Source organism: Nitrogeniibacter mangrovi, assembly GCF_010983895.1.
Classification (GTDB): Bacteria; Pseudomonadota; Gammaproteobacteria; order Burkholderiales; family Rhodocyclaceae; genus Nitrogeniibacter; species Nitrogeniibacter mangrovi.
This window is the reverse complement of sequence record NZ_CP048836.1, coordinates 2034948-2054710: the sequence shown is the minus strand read 5'-3', so window position 1 is coordinate 2054710 and position 19763 is coordinate 2034948. Positions and strand designations below refer to the sequence as shown.

Genomic DNA, 19763 nt, shown 5'->3' with positions numbered 1-19763 from the left:
ATTACGCGCTTGCGAGACGCCTGCCGATGCGGGCGCGCGACTGTCGGTCAATTCACGAACGAGCACTACATGTCCGAAAACACCAACGCCCCCGTCCAGGACGAGAACCACCTGATTGCGGAACGCCGCGAAAAACTGCGCGCCTGGCGCGCTGCAGGCAAGGCCTACCCCAACGATTTTTCCCGCGAGAACACCGCCGGCAAACTTGACGAGTTCTATGGCGACAAGAGCCGCGAGGAACTCGAGGCGACCCCCGTCGAGGTGCGCGTCGCCGGTCGCATCATGCTCAAGCGCGTCATGGGCAAGGCCAGTTTCACCACCATCCAGGATCTCTCCGGCCGGATTCAGCTGTACGTAAGCAACCAGGGCGTCGGCGAAGAGGTCCATGGCGAGTTCAAGCACTGGGACATCGGTGACATCGTCGGCGCGGTCGGTACGCTGTTCAAGACCAAGACCGGTGAGCTGACGGTCAATTGCACCGAGATCCGCCTGCTGTCGAAGAACCTGCGCCCGCTGCCGGAGAAATTCCATGGTCTCACCGACCAGGAGACCAAGTACCGCCAGCGTTATCTCGATCTGATCATGAACGAGGAGACGCGCTTCACCTTCGTGGCCCGTTCGCGCATGGTGCAGTCGATCCGCAACTACATGAATCACGCCGGCTTCCTCGAGGTCGAGACGCCGATGATGCACCCCATCCCCGGCGGTGCCGCGGCCAAGCCCTTCATGACCCACCACAATGCGCTGGATATGGACCTGTTCCTGCGCATCGCGCCCGAGCTGTATCTCAAACGCCTGGTGGTGGGCGGTTTCGAAAAGGTTTTCGAGGTCAATCGCAACTTCCGCAACGAGGGGCTCTCGCCGCGCCACAACCCAGAATTCACGATGATGGAGTTCTACGAGGCCTACGCGAACTACCATACCCTCATGGACTTCACCGAAGGGCTGATCCGCCACGCCGCGCGCGAGGCGCTGGGCACCGAGGTGTTCGAATACCAGGGCCGCACGCTGGACCTGTCCAAGCCCTTCCATCGGCTCACCATCGTGCAGGCGATCCGCCAGCATCACCCGGGATTTTCCGAGGCACAGCTGGCCGATGCCGAATGGCTCAAGCAGAAGATCAAGGATTTCGGCGAAGACGTGAAGCCGGGCGGTCTGGGCAGCCTGCAGCTGCAGCTGTTCGAAGCCTGCGCCGAAGCCGAACTGTGGGAACCGACCTTCATCATCGACTATCCGGTGGAAGTCAGCCCGCTGGCCCGCGCTTCGGACACCGACCCGGAGATCACCGAACGCTTCGAACTGTTCATCGTCGGCCGCGAGATCGCCAACGGCTTCTCCGAGCTGAACGATCCGGAAGACCAGGCCGCCCGCTTTCAGGCGCAGGTCGAGGCCAAGGAGGCCGGCGACGACGAGGCCATGTACTACGACGCCGACTACATCCGCGCGCTCGAGTACGGCATGCCGCCGACCGGTGGCTGCGGGATCGGCATCGACCGCCTGGTAATGCTGCTGACCGACAGCCCCGCCATCCGCGACGTGATCCTGTTTCCGCAGATGCGTCCGGAGTAAGCCGGAGCCGCATGCAGATCAAGCAACTGCAGGTCAACTTCGACGCTCGGGAGGATCGCCTGATGCTGCGCATCGCGACCGCCGAGCGCGACGAGATCGCCGTCGCGCTCACCCGCCGTCTCATCAAGGTGTTGTGGCCGTTCCTGCAGCGCATGCTCGAGGGCCATCTGGCCGCCGAGTCGGGTACCGAGACCGAGGAGACGCTTCAGGCCACGCTCGGCGCGGGCAGTTTCAGCGAACCCTTCGACGAGGACGACCTGAGTCACCCGCTCGGCACCGACCCGGTATTGGCCATGGAAAGCCGGCTGCAGCCGATCGACGGGCCCGCCTGCCGGATCATGCTGGGTGAGATCCGTGGCCGACAGGTCAGCTTCGACTGCGATCGCGACCTGCTCGAGGCCCTGTGCGCCATGATCCAGGCTACCGTGGAGCAGGCCGACTGGGACCTGGATCTGGCAGCGCTGGCCTTGCCGGAGCCGACCGTGGTCGAACCGGACGCCTCGCCGACCCTGCACTAGGGTCGTCATCATGTACGAGACGCTCACCCCGGCCGTCCTCGAATTCGCCGACGACGGCACACCGTGGTCGGCGCCCTTCGGTGATGTGTATCACGCCCAGGCCGGCGCCCTCGGCCAGGCCCGCCATGTGTTCCTCGGCGGCAACGCCCTGCCCCGGCGCTGGCAAGGGCGCGAGCGCTTCGTCATCGTCGAGACCGGATTCGGCCTCGGCCTGAACTTCCTCGCCACCTGGGCGGCGTGGCGGGCCGATGCGCAGCGTTGCGAACGGCTCCATTTCGTTTCCTTCGAGAAGCACCCCTTCCGCGCCGAGGACCTGCGCCGCGCCCACGCGGCCATCCCCGAGCTGGCCGAGCTCTCCACGGCCCTGTGCACCCGCTGGCCGAGCCTCACGCCGGGCCTGCACCGGCTCTGGCTGGACGACGACCGGGTGGTCCTGACCCTGTATTTCGGCGACGCCCTCGACGGCCTCGGCCGCATCGAGGCACGTGCCGACGCGTTCTACCTGGACGGCTTCTCACCGGCGCGCAACCCCGAGTTGTGGTCGGAGCGCGTCTGCCACCAGCTCGCGGCCCTGGCCGCGCCGGACGCGACCCTGGCCACCTGGTCCGTCTCCGGGCAGGTGCGCCGGCACCTCGCCTATGCCCGCTTCGAGACCGAAAAGACGCCCGGCTACGCCGGCAAGCGCGAGATGCTGCAAGGCCGCTACACCGGCGCCGCCACCGGCGCCACCCAGCCGACCGACCGCCGCGCCATCGTGCTCGGCGCCGGGCTGGCGGGCACGAGCATTGCCAACCGGCTCGCCCGGCTCGGCTGGAAGATCGAAGTGATGGACGCCGCGCCCGGCCCGGCCATGGGCGCCTCGGGCAACCTGGCCGGCGTGCTGCGACCGCTGCCCAGCCTCGACGACAACCGGCTGGCGCGGCTGACCCGCGCCGGCGCCCTCGCCGGTCGGCAGCATCTCGAAGCGCTCGATGGCACCGATCACCCGGCACGCTGGGGCGCCACGGGGGTGCTGCACCTGGCCCGCGACCCGGTCCATGAGCGGCGGCAACGGGAGGTCGTCGAAGCGCACCGTCCGCCCGCCGATTTCCTGCGCTTCGTCGACGCCGACGAAGCCGGCCGGATCTGCGGCTGGCCGGTGGCCCTGGGCGGATGGTGGTTTCCGCGCGGCGCGTGGGTCAATCCGCCCAGCCTGTGCGTCGCCAATCTCGTCCATCCGGCCATCCGTACCCGCTTCGATACCGCCGTGGACACGCTCGAACGCACGACGGACGGCTGGTGCCTGCGGGACGCAGGTGGCACGCTCGTGGGTGAGGCGCCCGTGGTCATCCTCGCCAACGGGGTCGGCATCCGCAGCATCGCGCAGGCCTCGCCGCTCCCGGTGCGCAGTGCGCGCGGACAGGTCAGCCACATCCCCGCGACCGACGCCGCACCGCCCAACACCGTGGTGTGCCGCCTCGGCTACGTCACCCCCGCCATCGACGGGCAACGTTGCGCCGGCGCCACCTTCACGGTGGATGATGAGGATACGGCGCTGCGCGCCGCGGACCACGCGGACAACCTCGCCAAGCTCGACTTCATTCTGCCGGGCTATGCCGAAACGGTGCCGGACACGCACGGCGCCGGACGCGTCGGCTTCCGCCCGGCATCACCGGATCGTCTTCCCATGGTCGGTGCCATTCCGCGCCCCGGCGAGTATGCGTCGGACGCCCGGCTCGACGCGGTCGAACGACACCCGGGTCTGTATGCCATGTCGGGTTTCGGCGCCCGTGGTCTGGTGTGGTCGAGTGCGGTGGCCGATCAGCTCGCCGCCGAACTGAACGGCGATCCGCAGCCGCTCGAGCGCGACCTGCGCGAGGCGATCGACCCGGCCCGTTTCCTCATCCGCCGCGCGCGTCGCAGCCTGCTGGGCAAGGATGACTGACGCCGCCCGCTGGCGCCTGATGCGCCAGGACGACAACGGCAATGTGTTCGAGGTCGGCGAATACCCCGACCGGACAAGCGCCGAGCGCGCACGCGGCGCGCTCGAAGCGGGGGGGCACAAACAGCGGTACTGGATCGAGCCCGTCCCGGCCCAACCGGATCAGAGATAACGCGTCACCCGCCCGATCACCCGCTCCCGGCCCATGGCCTCGAGCACGGCATCGATCGAGGGCGTCTGCGGCTGGCCAACGAGCAGCACCCGCAGCGGAATCGCCACCTGAGGCATCTTGAGGCCGTGGGCCTTCATGATCTCCTTGATGGCCCCACCCAGTGCCTCCCGCGTCCAGTCGACCGTCTGCAGGCGCACGCACAGGTCGTGCAGGGCCGAGCGCGCGGTATCGGTCAGGTGCTGGTCGAGCAGCTCCTGCGCCGGATGGACATCGATGTAGAAGGCCTCGACCGCGTCGGCCAGCTCGTTAAGCGTGCTGACGCGATCCTTGTAGAGCCCCATCAACGCGTCGAGCGGCGGGCCGCTTTCCGGGTCCACCTGGCGGCGCGCCAGCCGGCTGGAGACATCCGCCGCCAGCACGTCGTCGGCGCTCGCCTTGATGTACAGACCGTTGAGCCAGTTGAGCTTCTCGGTATTGAACTGGGCGGCCGAGGGAGTGATGTTGCTCAGGTCGAACCACTTGACGAACTTGTCGCGGGAGAACACCTCGTCGTCCCCGTGGCTCCAGCCCAGGCGCGCGAGATAGTTGATGACCGCCTCGGGCAGGTAGCCGTCCTCGTGGTACTGCATCACGCTCACCGCGCCGTGGCGCTTGGAGAGCTTGGTGCCGTCGTCGCCGAGGATCATCGACAGGTGCGCATAGGCCGGCACCTCGGCGCCCAGGGCGCGCAGGATGTTGATCTGGCGCGGGGTGTTGTTCACATGGTCGTCGCCGCGGATGACGTGGGTGATGCCCATGTCCCAGTCATCGACCACGACGCAGAAATTGTAGGTCGGCGTGCCGTCGGTGCGCGCGATGATGAGATCGTCGAGCTCCGCGTTGGCGATCTCGATCCGCCCCTTGACCAGATCGTCCCACACCACCGAGCCGCCCACCGGATTGCGGAAGCGGATCACCGGCTCGACTCCAGCTGGCGGTTCCGGCAGGGTCTTGTCGGGCTCGGGGCGCCAGCGCCCGTCGTAGCGCGGCTTCTCGCCACGCGCCCGCTGCGCTTCGCGCATGGCGTCGAGTTCTTCGGGCGTCGCATAGCAGCGATAGGCCAGCCCCTTATCGAGCAGCTCGGCAACCGCCTCCCGATACCGGTCCATCCGCTGCATCTGGTAGAACGGCCCCTCGTCGCAGGTGAGCCCCAGCCAGTTCATGCCGTCGAGGATGGCCTGCACCGCCTCCGGCGTCGAACGCTCGACGTCCGTGTCCTCGATGCGGAGGATGAACTGCCCGCCGTAGTGGCGCGCAAACGCCCAGGCGAACAGCGCGGTGCGGGCACCGCCGATGTGAAGATAGCCTGTCGGGCTCGGTGCAAAACGGGTACGAACGGCTGCAGTCATGGTGCGAAAATCCGGCACGAAAAACGAGCGCGTATTCTACGCCAATTGCGCCGCCCGCCCCCCTTGACGCCGGCGGCGTCCACGCCTACAATGCGCGCTCTTCTCGAGTGGGCGGTTAGCTCAGCGGTAGAGCACTGCCTTCACACGGCAGGGGTCACTGGTTCGATCCCAGTACCGCCCACCACTTGCGAGAAAGACTGAAACCCGCATGGCTACTAGCTCTGCGGGTTTTTTGTTTGCGCTGCCCATTAAGGCAATTTGGTCATCGCATAGGATCATGTGAAAAACATGTGAAAACATCCTCACGGCGCCCTCGCCTTCAGGGGCGAGGGACCTTGGTCGTCGCCATCAGCCTCAAAGGGCCTGTGACTGAGCGCTTGCTACTGAGCATGAGGACAAGCCACCCACACGCGAAAGTCGTGACAGCAAGCTGAACCGGTCGAATGAATGTTGATTCTCCGCACTCACTTGACCGTGACACGGCGAGACAGGACGTTGCCCGCAGCGACGAATATGCGGGATGCCCAAGGGTGTAGACAAATACCCGAGCAACGACCGGCGTGACCCGCGCCCCGGAAACGGATATACAGACCGGCCTTAGGGCCAAAGCACAAGTAGTACGCGACGACGGCAGCCGAAAGGCTATAACGGATCGGTGGTAACCATGCTGCTGGTTTCGATGAACGGTCGGGCAACGGCGTGCACCGCCGATAGGTCATCGTTCGCAGCGTGCAGTTCGCTGCGCGTGGTGCCCAGTGGGTCTGGTAAAGGTGTCCAGCAAGCCATCCTTCTATGGTGTGCAAAGGACGGGTTAGGGTTATTGCGCCCTGAAAAAATACATCTCCAAGCCTCCATTTACGAGCGATCCAAGCCCTCCTATTTCGTCGCTGGTCTTCCGCGACCCAGTGGATAACTTTTAGCCGGCCATCGCACGAAGAGCACTAGCTCTGGCTCTCGTACGGAAACTTGTCGGATCGACCTCATCTCCCTTCCGAATACCTTGAGTCGCCCTCGTCTCGTGCCGCCCACGCTTCACCTACCGCCTATACCAAGATCTTTAATCTACGTTTTTTTCCTTAAATTTACTTGACCGGTAAAAATTGCGGCCTTATATTGGGATCGCACAAGCACATTTGAGGAGATACAAGTATGAATTCGAAGATATCCGTTCCCGTGCCGACCGAACTTTTCATTGACTTGGTGGACTTTCTAAGGAGTCAAGGCGACACAAGCGACCCGGTCCATGTGGTGACTAATGCAATCCACTACTGGATAGACAACGCAAGCTGGAAGCCTGAACTACTGAGAGTCAGTTCCGCTCGCGGTTACCAGTGGAAGACCCTCTTCTTGCCCGAAGGCACAGAGATCAGGATGCAGTACAAGGGCGCCTATTCATATGCCAAGGTCGAAGGTGATGACATTCACTTCGAAGGGGAACCGATTTCGCCGGCAGCCATGGCAAACAAGATTGCCGGTAGCAGTCGCAACGCTTGGCGAGATCTCTGGATCAAGAGGCCGGCCGATAGTGAATGGCGCCTCGCAGATGATTGCCGAGCAGACGCAATCGACCCCGATAGCCTGTAACTCAATAATCAGGAGACCACGACCATGGACCAATCGCGATTCGAAACCATCGCCAGCGATCCGCACCGAACACAGGCCGAGATCGAATCAATGTACCGGAACGCACTCGAGAAGGGTGAAACCGAGTGCGCTGCCATCGCGCGCGGAATTCTCGATTCGAGATTTCCTAAAGCGAGCAAACGCGGTGGTAGCTCAATTCCGACGACTGTGCGCTTTCGGCACGACACGAGAACGTTCGCCAGTGGCAAAGACGCCTACCTCTGGCTCGCCCAGGCGTTCTTGTCGTCCAGAGACGATGCATTGGATCGATACCTATCACTGCACCAACGCGGCGGAAAACGTCGAGGGGGTTACCGATTTGCGAGGCGCCCTAACGACCTCTTTCCGAACGACTCGAAGCACCAATGCAATACCGCGCACTATTCGAAACTCGCGACCGGATGCTACGCGTACACGAACCTGAACAATAGCGATAAGTTTGCGCAGCTGATTCAGCTGTCGTATGCGAGCGGCCTGGAATTTCCCGACGATTGGGAGTTCCAACCTGAGACAGCAACCAACGATCTCAATGAACGGAAAGAGATGGTTGCCCTCGGGCGAAAACTTCTCGATGAGTTGTTCGGAACGGAGACGGCCTCGTAACTGGATACATGAGCAACTCAAGCCACGCCCTGTGCAGGTCCACGCCAATCGCCAAGGCGAGATGTAAAGACGGCGGTCATGGCATCAGCGCCCATTATCAACCGTGTGAAGACCCATTCAGTTGGCCTGATCGACCAGCCTCATATCCCTCCTGAAAATCGTACATCACGCTCCACACCCCCATGTAGGCATCGTGCCTATGGCGCTCCGAAACGGACGCCTTGAAGTTCGAGGCCGTTAAGGTCATCACCTGTTCCTGCATCGCCTTGGCGACTATCTCGCGCGGAATCCTGGCTCTAAACCGGTAGTCGGTGCCCTCACCCTCCGATACCTTCGCCTCGGGGAACACCGCTTCAATATCGCCCTTGATGCGGGCGCGTACGGTCAGCGTGTCGATGTCGTCGGGTTTCTGGACGATGCTCAGGAAGCTGTTCTTGAGAAAGATCCACATCTCGGCACCTCAGAGCGAAAAGTCGGTTTTCCAGATCCACCGGTCGGCACGCTCGCCATCCGTCGGCAGATCGTGAACCCCGTCGTACTCGAACTGGCGCTCATCGCCGTGTGCGAAGAGAGAGGCCTCCTCCATCAGAGCGATCCTCATCTTGGCTTCGAGCATGAGCCACCCGGTGTCCGTCAGGATGTCACGCTTGATCCCCTCGGCAGTCATGCGGTAAATCCGTAGCTGAGTCGGCCACGAGCCAAACTGGCGGCGAAAACCATTGACCGTCGCCAGAATCCGAAACCCGGCGGCCAACGCACCGGCCCTGACGATGTCAGCTTCCATCGGGCGAGTCGGCAGCTTGCGATCAAGCGCCTCCAGGACCGCCAGATCGTTCGTGTGGCTCACGAATGCGGCCAGGTGATCCCGAGGCACCAGATGCACCGCCTGGCTCTCCCATCCCATTTCTGAGGGGTTGCCGGCGATGCGGCGGGCGAGGTAGTAGCGGGTTGTTGAGGTGGTGCGCTCGACGTCGCAGAGGTGGGCGATGAGTTCGACTTGCAGGCCAGATTCTTCGAACGCCTCCTTGAGCGCGGTCGCCTTCAATGACAGCTTTTCACTGCCCTGTTTTCCTTTCGGAAAGGTGTTGATGTAGCCGCCGAACTGGTTGGATGGGGAGACTATCCAGATGCGGCCATCGGGTTCGACGATCACCACGCCCGAGGCTGGCGATTTCTTGGCGTTAAAGTCGGGTTCGTCGAAGCGGGTGGCGGCGGCTAGCTGCTCCCAGCCGTCTGCGGTTGTCGGAGCATCTGCCCAGGCACGCAGCGCAATGCCATTGATGGAGTCGGGCATCGCGCCTTCGGGGGCCACGGTGGCGATTGCGGCCGGGTCTTGCCATGTGGCTGGCGGCGTCGGCTGGCTCGGGTGTTCCAGCTCGACTGGCTTGCCCTGTTCATTCTTCTTTGGGTGGTAGTGCGGCATCGCGCTTGATCTCCTGTTCTTGTGACTCAGCCGTGAATGTGGCCGAGGTCTGGAGCGCACTGTATGCGCTGCTGACTGGACGATCCAGGCGAGCTATGGCGGATTACTTCACCTTGACCTATGCGTCGTCTGCCCCGGTCAGGTAGCTGCCCTGCAACAGGCGGATCAGCGGTTCGTAGGGCCGCTGACCGGAGGCGTCGGTCTGCGCCTGAATCCGCGCGATGAAGGCGGCGATCTTCTGCCCCTTCTTGCGGCTGGTCTTGACGGTGTCCTCGGGCAGGTTCAGTTGCCTCGCGGCCTCGCCGATTGCCTCTTCGATCGAGTACCCCACCGCATGGAGTTGATCGACGACCATGGCGATGACGATGTCGCGCTCCTCCTTCTTGGCCTGTCCCTTACGCTTGCCGAGGCAGAGCGCCTCTGTGGCGTCCACGCCGGCCAGAATGTCGCTGATGGCGATGTCGAGGTACTCGGCCCGCGACTGGCGCGTCACGAACGCGGTTCGAGGCACGCCGGCCTCGTCGTTGGACACATTACCCTTGGCCATATCCTTCTGGATCAAGCGCAGGTTGGACAGGGCCTGAAGCCGAGTGAGCTTCTGGGAGGCCTGCGTCTTCTTGGCGGGCGACAGGGCCGCCTTGGGCAAGTCGAGTTTGTACTGCTTGGGCATTTGTGCGCGTGGCGTCCTTAAAACCTTTAGAGCCGCTCAGGCAGCCATCAGGGCGGCGTCGATGAGGCTGGTGGCCAATCGGGCTTCTTGCTCTCTGGATTCGCTCAGATCGGCCTTGAGGCGGTCGCAGAGAGCCATCAGCTCATCGACTTTGGCGACGATGCGGTGCTGTTCAGCAAGAGGGGGAAGTGGAAATGCAAACAATTGGATACTCTTAATCCCCACGTTTGCCTGAGTCGTCTTATTCTCGGCTGCCCGAGCTTGGTCTCGACAGACCTGAGAAATAGAGAAGTAGAACTGATATTTTTCAGACACAAACCCGATCATCGTCTTGATGACACAGCAAGAATATGACGCCAAAAATTCAATATCGTCGACAACCAGGCGGTTTTCACCAATAGTCCCGTATCGCGGGTAAATGATATCTCCCAGTTCGGGACGAATCTTCGCCGACAACTTCACGAAGTCATCGCGAGACACCTTCTTTGCGCCTGCGAAGTCAATCCGGTTGTCTGGATAGAAGTCACGCGGAGATACGTAAGGTATGCCGTCCTCAACAGTCTCCGGCATCTTGTGATCGATATCTCCAATTTTCTGAGCGACTTCTACCCATCTCGTCCATATCCATCCGTCAGGTTCGCGGAAGGGCCGCTTACATTCCGCTACTGGCGGAACCGGCTTGGATTGCTTGATCCGCCCCTCAGCGACCAACCTCACCCGCTCCTTCTCAATCCGGTCGAAAAGCGCGCTCGCAGGCTCATCCTTCGGATCTTGCGGCACGAGCTTGCCCATGACGGCCAGCTGCAGCACCGTCTGCTTGAGGGCGTCGATGGCGGCTTCGGTGGTGAAGAGGGTGTCGAAGTGGCTGGCGAGGCGTTGCCAGTTGGCGGCCAGTTCGGTGGCGTCGGCGCTTTGGGTGAGCGTGCCGAGCAGGGTGTCGACAAGCTGGGCGTGCGCCGCGTTGGCGTCCGTCTGCTCCGCCTCCAGCCGGTCGCAGAGGGCCATCAGTTCATCGACTTTGGCGACGATGCGGTGTTGTTCGACAATCGATGGGACCCGGACTGGAATCTCTGCGAGGACTCCTTGGGCCAAGGCAGGTATGGAGGTTCCGGCTTGATACTTGGTGAAATCGATCGACGCAAGCAGGACAAACAGCCAATCAGGCACCACGTCAGAATGTGGCGTAAGGCCAAGACAATTGTTGTCAATCGCGGTGTCGTGGATCAGTAGTCGCCGCTTATTTGTGGCTATGGCTCCACCAATCTTTGGAAATATGACGGTACCTGCCGGATGCACATTGACGCGGAGCCTCGCAGCACTTGCACGGGAAATAGTGTTGTTTGTCGTTGTAATAAATCGTCCGTTCTCAGGCAGATTCATGTCACTCACCTTAGCAAACAAGATCTCCTCGCCTTTGATTCCTTGCTCTGATTTCGGAAAGCCGCTCCCAACTGCCCATCGTCCAATAGCACCAAGGGTGGTGAACTCGGGATCACTTGCGGGGTCTTGCGAAACCAATTTCCCACGCACCGCCAGGTCCAGAATCAGCCCGCGTAGCTTCTGAATGCCGTCCGGCGCGCTCGCTAGCAACGGCAGGTGTTCGCTCAGCACTACGCTCACGCTTGGTCCTCCAGCGCGGCAGCAAGGATGGCCTTGAGTTCGTCGCGCGTTTGGGCAATACGCGTCTGGAGCTTCGCGTAGTCAGCAAGCAGTTCGTCCGGGTCGTGACTCACCTGATCGGGGCTGTGGGGGTTCTTGATGTCGAGGTTGTAGTTGCGGGCTTTAATCTCGTCGGCCGAGACCTTCCACGCGAACTCGTTTTCGACGCGATCACTCCACCATGCCTTCTCGGTCTCGAACTCTTCAATCCGCATGGGCTTGGTCTTGGAGTAGCTCTTGTAGCCGGCCGGATACGGGTGCTCGTAGAACCACACCTCCTCCGTCGGTGCGCCTTTGGTAAAGAACAGCAGGTTGGTCTTGATGCCGGTGTAGGGGTTGAACACGCCGTTGGGCAAACGCACGACGGTGTGCAGGTTGCAGGTCTCGAGCAGCCGCTCCTTGATGCGGGTCTTGATGCCTTCGCCGAACAGGGTACCGTCGGGCAGCACCACGGCCGCGCGGCCGCCGTCCTTGAGCAGGTGCATGATGAGCACGAGGAACAGGTCGGCCGTTTCGCGGGTTCGGAACGTGGCCGGGAAGTTGTTCTCGATGCCGTCTTCTTCCATGCCGCCGAAAGGCGGGTTGGTGACGATGACGTCGACCCGGTCTTTTGGGCCATAGTCGCGCAGCGGTCGCGACAGGGTGTTGTCGTGGCGCACGTTGGTGGGCACGTCTATGCCGTGCAGGATCATGTTGGTGGTGCACAGCAGGTGGGGCAGCGGCTTCTTTTCGACGCCGTAGATGCACTGCTGGAGCAGTTGCTCGTCCTCAACCGTCTTTACATGCTGTTTGCGCACATGCTCGATGGCGCAGGTGAGAAAGCCGCCGGTACCGCAGGCCGGGTCCATGATCTTTTCGCCGAGCTGCGGGGCCACCATGTCCACCATGAACTGGGTGACCGGGCGCGGGGTGTAGTACTCGCCCGCGTTGCCGGCGTTCTGCAGGTCGCGCAGGATCTGCTCGTACAGGTCGCCGAAGAGGTGGCGGTCCTGCGCCTTGTTGAAGTCGATGCCTTCCTGAATCTTGTTGATGACCTGACGCATCAGGTGGCCGGACTTCATGTAGTTGTAGGCGTCCTCGAAGACGCCACGGATCACGAAGCCGCGCTTGTCCTTGCCGGTCGGCTGCAGCTCTTTGAGGGTGCTGAACAGCTGGTTGTTGACGAAGTCGAGCAGCTCGTCGCCGGTCATCCCCTCGGGATCAGCCGCCCAGTGACGCCAGCGCAGGTGCTCGGGGATGGGTGACTTGTAGCCGTCGTCGAACAGCTCGTACTCGGTCTCTTTGTCGTCGTAGATCTTGAGGAAGAACATCCAGACCAACTGGCCGATACGCTGGGCGTCGCCATCTACGCCGACATCCTTGCGCATGATGTCCTGGATGGATTTGATGGTGGTGCTGATGGACATGGATTGGGTTGTTTTGAGTTATGGATTGATGATGGGGAGGCAGTCGGCAAACTCGACGTGCAGCGACCGGACGGGCGCCATGGCGCGCTGGTCGCCGGTCAGGATCGCGGTCAGTTGCGTGGCCAACGCGGTCACGGCATTCGAGTTGCGCAGCACATCATAGGCAAGCTGCGCAGGATAGCCGGTTTCGAGTCTCGACAGCGGGTGAAAGCCGCCGTGCGCGTAGCTGTTGAGCGCCTTCCACGTCACGTCTCGACACGCTTCGAGCTGATCGAGCAAGCCGGCAGGCGCCCCCTCTGAGGCGCGCAGGCGTTTGAGCATGTCGGCGAGCATCAGGGTGTCTTTAGCCATGTCTGCCGACTCTTGGGTCAGCGGCTGGCTGAGCTTTTCAACCCATGTGTCGGTCGCCGCGTACAACAACCAGATGCCACGAACCAGCGACTCGAACTGTGTGCGCACGAGCGTGAAGCCCGGCGCGCACATGTCGGCGCTGACAAGCAAGGCCACCGCAGCGCCGTGCTCAAGCGACAGATGCGCCGATTTCATGGCGAGGACAAAGCGCTGGTCCGGATAGGGTTCGAGGTCGGCCACTATCTCGACGACGCGCTGGTGAAACTCGGTGTTTCGATCGAGGAAAGCGTCGAACTCTGTTGCGCTGATCGGCCGCCCAGGTTGGTCAGCCATACAGCTCGTTTTCCAGCATCTGGAGTGCCGACAGATATTCGGCCTTGCCACCGAAGGCCCCGATCAGTTCGGGTGCCGTGCCGATCTGCGAGAAGGGGTCGAGCCTCAGGATCTGAATGTCCTCGACGCTCTCGATGCCGGCATCTGCGTATTTATCGAGCAAGGCATCCAGCACGGCGCGTGCCTTGTCGCCGTACTTCGCGAAGACGTCCTTCTTCTTCACCTGAGCGGCACGCTCAGCGCGCGTGAGCGGTGGCTGATCGAAGGCGACGTGGCAGATGAGGTCGAAGGGGTCGAAGACCTTGCCCTGCTTCTTGCTGACCTCATCAGCCAAGGCGCCCAGGAGCAGGCCTTGTGACTCCAGCTCTTCGATCAGCGCCTGCTTTTTGTCCGCCTTGTTCCAGCGCAGCAGGAAATCGCTGAGGGATGCGAACTCCTTCCGCACCGCCTTGCGGGTGTAGTCCTTGAGCGATTCGGTGATGAGCTTGCCGTCGGGGCCGTAGTACTGAACGCGCTCGGCCACGACACTGACGGTGACCTCGTTGCCGATGACGTACTTGATCGGCTTTTCGCCTTCCTCGCCTTCACCGCCGTCAGTCTCGTGCTCGAAGGATGGAAGATCGGTGTCCGAGGCGCCCGGCCCTTGGCCGGCCTCCTCCTCATCTGGTGGAACGGGTGTCTGCCCCTCGCCCGGCGCATAAATCTGAACCGGATCGCCATCGAACGCAGGATCGGCGAACAGCTCGGTCGCTTTCTTGAAATCCATGATGGCGAACCAGAACTTGCCGTAATCCTCGTTGATTCGCGTGCCTCGCCCGATGATCTGCTTGAACTCGGTCATCGACTGAATGCGCTGATCGAGGACGACGAGTTTGCAGGTCTGCGCATCGACGCCGGTGGTCATGAGCTTGCTGGTGGTCGCGATGACCGGGTATCGACTGGCGGGATCGATAAAGTTGTCGAGTTCGGCCTTGCCCTCGGCTTCGTCGCCGGTGATCCGCATGATGTATTTGCGGTTCTCTTTGACGCGCTCAGGATTCAGATTGACCAGCGCCTGTCGCATACGCTCGGCATGGTCGATGTTCTCGCAGAAGACGATGGTCTTGGCGAAGGGGTCGGTCGCCGTCAGGTATTCGGTGACTTTCTGAGCAACCAGCTCCGTGCGGCTCTCAAGCACCAGCGATTTGTCGAAATCCTTCTGGTTGTAGATGCGGTCTTCGATCACCTGCCCCTGCTTGTCGGCTTGGCCTTTGGATGGGCGCCAACCTTGAAGGTCTTTGTCGATATCGATCCGGATCACCTTGTACGGGGCGAGGAAGCCGTCATCGATCCCTTGCTTGAGGGAGTAGCTGTAGACCGGGTCGCCGAAGTACTTGAGGTTCGAGACGTCTTTGGTCTCCTTGGGCGTGGCGGTCAGGCCGATGTGGGTGGCGCCGGAGAAGTAGTCGAGAATGTCGCGCCAGGCTGAATCTTCGGCGGCGCTGCCACGGTGGCACTCGTCAATCACGACCAGGTCGAAGAAGTCAGGCGAGAACTGCTTGTAGATGTTCTTTTCTTCCTCGGTGCCGGTGACCGCCTGATAGAGCGACAGGTAGATCTCGAACGCCTTATTGGCCTGGCGCTTCTCGATCTTGGTCATGGCTGCACCGAAAGGCTTGAAGTCGTTGGTGCGCGTCTGATCGACGAGGATGTTGCGATCCGCCAGGAAGAGGATGCGTTTCTTGGTTTTGGACTTCCACAGCCGCCAGATGATCTGGAAGGCGGTGTAGGTCTTGCCGGTGCCGGTGGCCATGACGAGCAGGATGCGGTCCTGCCCCTTGGCGATGGCTTCGATGGTGCGATTGATTGCGTTGAGCTGGTAGTAGCGCGGCGTTTTGCCGCTGCCGTCGTCGAAATAGGGCGTTGAGACGGTTTTCTGGCTCTCGGGCGTGCTCAGCCCCTTCCACTCGCAATAAAGCTGCCACAGGGTTTCTGGGCTGGGGAATTGGTCAAGCGTGAGGTTCTGTTCGACCTGGGGCGCCAAACCGGTGCGGTCGTGAAAGACGAAGCCGTCGCCGTTGCTGCTGAAGACAAAGGGCACCTCAAGGGCATCCGCATAGCTCTGGGCCTGCTGCATGCCGGCGCCGACGCTGTGCTTGTTGTCTTTCGCCTCAATGACCGCCAATGGCAGGTTCGGTTTGAGGTACAGCACGTAATCGGCGCGCTTTTTGGTGCCCCGGCTGTGCAGCTTGCCGCGCACGATGATTCGACCGGCCGTGAAGGTCACCTCCTCGCGGATCTGGGTCTGAATATCCCACCCCGCCTTGGAAATCGCGGGCGTGATGTACTTCGTACAGATGTCGCGCTCAGATAGCGTTGATTTCACGTGCAGGCCTTGTTTCTTTTTCTTACCGTTTCAGGTGTCGGCCGATTCTAGCCGGCAGCCGATTTACGCACAACGCATGTGATCTGGTTGTCGAAGTTGTCGAGTCTGGTTGTCGCGGTTGTCCTACGACTTAAGTCTGACTGGCTTCGTTTTACCCTCGCTTTCTGAGGATCCCGCTCGAATTGGGCGAGTGATCTCGCTTCCTCGGCGTTCACCGGTTGTCGGAGTTTCGGCAAAAAATGGTTGATCAGCGCACATCGCTGAGAGGGGGGACACCATGCTCGGTGGGAGAGGGCTGCAGGTTTCAGGCAAAAAACCCCCTAACCCACAATGAAGCGAGTTAGAGGGATTTTCTGCATCACATGCCCGTATGTCTTCGAACCTTGGCCCCGTGGCAGGTGCGACATCGCAGTCGTCGCATCCTTAATCGGGGCATTCCACCACTGCTGGCGGCCTTCGCAGTCCCCGATACAGAACGACACTTTGACGCCGGTCTGTCTCCCGGCATGCCGCCCTGCTCCATCACTGCTGCACCCCGACTCTTCTGTGGTGCGGTACTGACGCGGCCAGAACGTTTGTGGGCATCTCCCCTCGGGACTGTTGCAGCATGGTGTCTGCACCAGTGGCCTTCTTCGGGTACTCCCTTCGCCGATAGACTCCGCGTAGGCCGGAGTCCAAAGAAAACACCCGATGCTTTGCTGGGCGAGCCTTGGCGAGGCAGGATCGGCGACGGACACAGTCGTGCTTTACCTTCATCGCCCAGCAAAATACCGGGTGCGGCTGTGTCAGCGCCGGATGCCACTCCGACGCTTTCATCGTGTTGTCACGACCTGAGTCGCGGGGAAATTTTTTTGGGTTCGCCAGCTCTGATTCAGGGGTCAGAGCACCTTGACCTTGGCCAGTTGTGCCGCGACCTTGTCCTTCCTGAGATGGCCGTAGTGCCGTTCAATCATGGCAACGCTGGTCCCGGCGAGACGCGCGACGCTCAAGGGGTCTATACCCCCGGAGACGATCATTTCGGTGATCGCGACGTGCCGCAGGGTGTAGGCGACCACGTCATCGCCGAGAGCTGCCGTTGTTCTCGCGTCCTGGATACCGTCACGCCAATCGAACCGAGTCCACGCCTTGCCATCCGCGCGCACCAGCAGCGCTTCATCGTCCGGCCGTGTCCCCGCGCTCGCAGCGAGCAACTTCGCGGCCTCCGGCGAGACGGGCACAGTCCTCCGTCCGGTCTTGCCGTCGAGGGTTAGCACACCGGCTTTATCGAAGTCGCCGACGTAGCAATTGGCCAACTCACCGGGTCTAGCACCCGTGTGAAGGAGCGCCTTCATGAAGGTCTGAAGGGCCTTAGGGGCTGCCAGGATCAGTTTCTTGCGCTCGGAGATGGTCAGCCAGCGCATGCGCCGTTTGCCGACGCCTTTGAAGGTCTCAACCCGATCCCACTGCGCCGTGTCGTTAGCCAGACCACTGCGATACGCGAGGTTGAGAGCAGCTTTGAATGTGGCGAGGTAGCGGTTCGCCGTGTCTTTAGCCCGCCGCACTTCGTCGGGGTCCTCCGCGTCATCGTCATCCAGGGCGGCGATGCCATTTCGCCAATCGATGATGTGCGAGGTTTTCAGCGCCGACAGCTTCAGGACGCCGAGCTTGGTCCCATAGATCGTTCTGTTGAAGCGGCCTTCCGCGTCTGTCGCGGTCGCCGCGCCCTTGGCGACCTTTCGATCCTCCACGTAGCGCCTGCACGCCTCCTCCACCGTGACGACCTCGGTGACCCCTCCTTGGGCACCCTTGACCCATTCGCGCGCCGCCTTGCACGCCTGGTCGAATGAATCGAAGCACCCGAGCGTGTGGTTGATCTGCTTTCCGTGCTCATCACGCCAGCGCGCCACCCATGTGCCTGACGCCTCGTCCAGCTTGCGGTAGCCGATATAAGCCCCCTTCTCGAGTCGCTGGAAGTACGGTGCTGGCCTCGGATCGAGTGCCTTTCTCGCGCTGACAGTGTCAATCTTGATGCCCATCACGACCTCATGTGAAAACCGTGTGAAAAAACAAAGTCCACCACCAGGCGAACTCAGAGGTCAAAAGTTACCATTTTTCAGTAGGTTAAAAACGGACCTGACCGCAAAAATCGTCATCAGGTCGATTATCCGGCCTTCACACGGCAGGGGTCACTGGTTCGATCCCAGTACCGCCCACCACTTCCGAGAACGGCAAAAACCCGCATGGCTATTCGCTCTGCGGGTTTTTTGTTGTTGCCTCGCCAAGCGGCCTCCCGACCGTTTCTCGCGGCCGGGATCGATACGCCGCCGTTACATCGGCCGGTACTGGTCCTGGGTGACCAGGTCGACGCCGCACTCGAGCTGTTCGATCCAGTCGATGAAGCGATTGACCATGGCCTTGCCCTCGAAGCGTGCGCCGTGCTGCGGCACGATCATCTCGATATCGAGCTGTCGCACCATGTGCGCCCACAGGCGGCAGATCTTGTTGGAGACCATGTAGCGTCGATGAAAACCGGCCATGGTCGGAAGGTGCGCATCGAAATCCCGCACCGGTTCGGCGGCCGCGCCGTGGTCGATGAGCGAGGCACCCAGGTCACCCGAGAACAGGATCTTCGACACCGGGTCGTAGAACTGGAAGTTGCCTTCCGAGTGCAGGAAGTGCGCCGGCAGCGCCTTGACCTTGCACTCGCCGATGGGAATCAGCATGCCGGCGTCCGGAATGCCGACGATGCGCGCGGTGTAGTCCTTGCCGGAGGTGAAGTGCGGCAGGAATCGCGTCCACAGGCTGGAGATGAGCACCTTGCAGTGGGTGGCGATCATCCACTTGTTGAGCGAGGCGATGATGTCGGGGTCGGCATGCGAGGCGAGGATGAAATCGAGGTTGCGCGAGGGGAAGTAGCGCTGCATCCCCATGAGCAACTCGTTGTAGGTCATGTTGCCACCCGGGTCGATGAGCGCTCCGTGATCGCCGTCGACGATCAGGAACTGGTTGCTCTGCACCACATGGTTGGCTTCCTCGTCCACCAGGTCGTAAAAGGCCAGGCAGACATGGCGACCATCGTTGAAAAGTTCTACGGCCACTAGCAATTTCCTCGGCGAAGGATTGAGGCCGGAGATCCCGCGATCCCCGTTGCGCCAACCCACATCATTCCCTGCCACGACGCAGGCAGGACACTGCGCGCTCAACGTCCGACAAACCCATTGGCGATGCGCCCGACGGGTGATGTGCGGCTGAACGGTCGGGCGAAGCTTAGTCGGCTTCGGGGTGCTGGATGTTGACCCGGATCATGATTGTTCCCATCCAGAGGGCCGTCGAGGCATGAACGGCATGCATCACCGACGAACGGGTGTGGCCGACGCCCCGCCGTGTCCGCATGGATTAAACCTTCTTAATCCTTGCATCATCATCGGCTCATGGACGGCCGCGCAGACTGCTTCTCACGGACCGCGTGTCGCAAACGCAACGCTGCGGTCTGTTTCGAAACCTGATTGGAGAATCACGATGCACATCCGATTTGTTCGTGCCCTTGGGGCGCTGTCCATGGCCTCCATGCTTGCCCTGGGTGCAGGACTGGCCAATGTGGCCGTTGCTGCCGAAACCCCGGCGGCCGCAAGCACTGGCGCGGCCGCAACGCCCGCACCGGCCCAGAAGAAGGTCGTCAAGAAGAAGCACGCCAAGAAGGCGGTGAAGAAGCACACCGCCAAGAAGAAGGCGAAGCCCATGGCCGCACCGGAGGCACCGAAGTCCTGATGCACCGGCCCCCGT

Annotated in this window: 17 protein-coding genes and 1 tRNA gene; 8 read left to right on the top strand and 10 right to left on the bottom strand. The window is 61.7% G+C overall.

Going from position 1 to position 19763, the window contains the following annotated elements:
- The first annotated feature begins 69 nt into the window (after positions 1-69).
- From lysS to G3580_RS09420, 4 genes are read left to right on the top strand one after another with little or no spacing between them, the layout of a single operon-like run.
- Entirely contained in the window at positions 70-1569 is a 1500-nt protein-coding gene (gene lysS / locus G3580_RS09435; RefSeq protein ID WP_173765007.1) for a lysine--tRNA ligase, read from the top strand.
- Positions 1570-1580: 11 nt separating this feature from the next.
- Positions 1581-2087 (top strand): hypothetical protein, encoded by a 507-nt coding sequence (locus G3580_RS09430; RefSeq protein ID WP_173765006.1) that lies wholly within the window; start codon positions 1581-1583, stop codon positions 2085-2087.
- A gap of 10 nt (positions 2088-2097) precedes the next feature.
- Positions 2098-4011 carry a bifunctional tRNA (5-methylaminomethyl-2-thiouridine)(34)-methyltransferase MnmD/FAD-dependent 5-carboxymethylaminomethyl-2-thiouridine(34) oxidoreductase MnmC gene (gene mnmC / locus G3580_RS09425; protein ID WP_173765005.1) on the top strand — a complete coding sequence of 638 codons (1914 nt, stop codon included), beginning with the start codon at positions 2098-2100 and terminating at the stop codon, positions 4009-4011.
- On the top strand, positions 4004-4180 hold the full coding sequence (locus G3580_RS09420) for an SPOR domain-containing protein (protein WP_173765004.1): 177 nt from the start codon (positions 4004-4006) through the stop codon (positions 4178-4180). Before mnmC ends, G3580_RS09420 begins: the two co-directional genes overlap by 8 nt.
- Here G3580_RS09420 and gltX read toward each other — a convergent pair.
- Entirely contained in the window at positions 4171-5568 is a 1398-nt protein-coding gene (gene gltX, locus G3580_RS09415) for a glutamate--tRNA ligase (RefSeq protein ID WP_173765003.1), read from the bottom strand. The two genes, G3580_RS09420 and gltX, sit on opposite strands and share 10 nt — an antisense overlap.
- Positions 5569-5677: 109 nt before the next feature.
- Between gltX and G3580_RS09410 the strand changes: the two genes are divergently transcribed.
- The 3 genes from G3580_RS09410 to G3580_RS09400 all read left to right on the top strand — a co-directional run bounded on the left by G3580_RS09410 (position 5678) and on the right by G3580_RS09400 (position 7794).
- Positions 5678-5752 (top strand) — tRNA-Val (locus tag G3580_RS09410).
- A gap of 965 nt (positions 5753-6717) precedes the next feature.
- Positions 6718-7152: a hypothetical protein gene (locus tag G3580_RS09405; RefSeq protein ID WP_173765002.1), complete on the top strand. Its 435-nt coding sequence runs from the start codon at positions 6718-6720 to the stop codon at positions 7150-7152.
- Between the two features lie 24 nt (positions 7153-7176).
- Positions 7177-7794 carry a hypothetical protein gene (locus G3580_RS09400; RefSeq protein ID WP_173765001.1) on the top strand — a complete coding sequence of 206 codons (618 nt, stop codon included), beginning with the start codon at positions 7177-7179 and terminating at the stop codon, positions 7792-7794.
- Positions 7795-7891: 97 nt separating this feature from the next.
- Here the strand turns inward: G3580_RS09400 and G3580_RS09395 are convergent, their stop codons facing one another.
- From G3580_RS09395 to G3580_RS09355, 9 genes are all read right to left on the bottom strand, one after another.
- A complete protein-coding gene (locus G3580_RS09395) occupies positions 7892-8245 on the bottom strand; it encodes a hypothetical protein (RefSeq protein ID WP_173765000.1) in 354 nt (117 codons plus the stop codon).
- Positions 8246-8254: 9 nt separating this feature from the next.
- Positions 8255-9217 (bottom strand): NUDIX hydrolase, encoded by a 963-nt coding sequence (locus G3580_RS09390; protein WP_173764999.1) that lies wholly within the window; start codon positions 9215-9217, stop codon positions 8255-8257.
- A gap of 118 nt (positions 9218-9335) precedes the next feature.
- Positions 9336-9887 carry a hypothetical protein gene (locus G3580_RS09385; protein WP_173764998.1) on the bottom strand — a complete coding sequence of 184 codons (552 nt, stop codon included), beginning with the start codon at positions 9885-9887 and terminating at the stop codon, positions 9336-9338.
- A gap of 36 nt (positions 9888-9923) precedes the next feature.
- A complete protein-coding gene (locus G3580_RS09380; protein WP_173764997.1) occupies positions 9924-11507 on the bottom strand; it encodes a restriction endonuclease subunit S in 1584 nt (527 codons plus the stop codon).
- Positions 11504-12952, bottom strand: a complete 1449-nt coding sequence (locus G3580_RS09375; RefSeq protein WP_173764996.1) for a type I restriction-modification system subunit M — start codon at positions 12950-12952, stop codon at positions 11504-11506. The genes G3580_RS09380 and G3580_RS09375 overlap by 4 nt, the downstream gene beginning before the upstream one ends.
- A gap of 18 nt (positions 12953-12970) precedes the next feature.
- Entirely contained in the window at positions 12971-13636 is a 666-nt protein-coding gene (locus tag G3580_RS09370) for a DUF6988 family protein (protein ID WP_173764995.1), read from the bottom strand.
- Positions 13629-16001, bottom strand: a complete 2373-nt coding sequence (hsdR, locus tag G3580_RS09365) for an EcoAI/FtnUII family type I restriction enzme subunit R (protein ID WP_217424635.1) — start codon at positions 15999-16001, stop codon at positions 13629-13631. Before hsdR ends, G3580_RS09370 begins: the two co-directional genes overlap by 8 nt.
- Positions 16002-16879: 878 nt before the next feature.
- Positions 16880-18016: a tyrosine-type recombinase/integrase gene (locus tag G3580_RS09360; RefSeq protein WP_173764994.1), complete on the bottom strand. Its 1137-nt coding sequence runs from the start codon at positions 18014-18016 to the stop codon at positions 16880-16882.
- Positions 18017-18307: 291 nt separating this feature from the next.
- Entirely contained in the window at positions 18308-19078 is a 771-nt protein-coding gene (locus G3580_RS09355) for an oxygen-binding di-iron domain-containing protein (RefSeq protein WP_173764993.1), read from the bottom strand.
- Between the two features lie 421 nt (positions 19079-19499).
- Between G3580_RS09355 and G3580_RS09350 the strand changes: the two genes are divergently transcribed.
- Positions 19500-19748, top strand: a complete 249-nt coding sequence (locus G3580_RS09350; RefSeq protein ID WP_217424634.1) for a hypothetical protein — start codon at positions 19500-19502, stop codon at positions 19746-19748.
- Positions 19749-19763 lie beyond the last annotated feature (15 nt).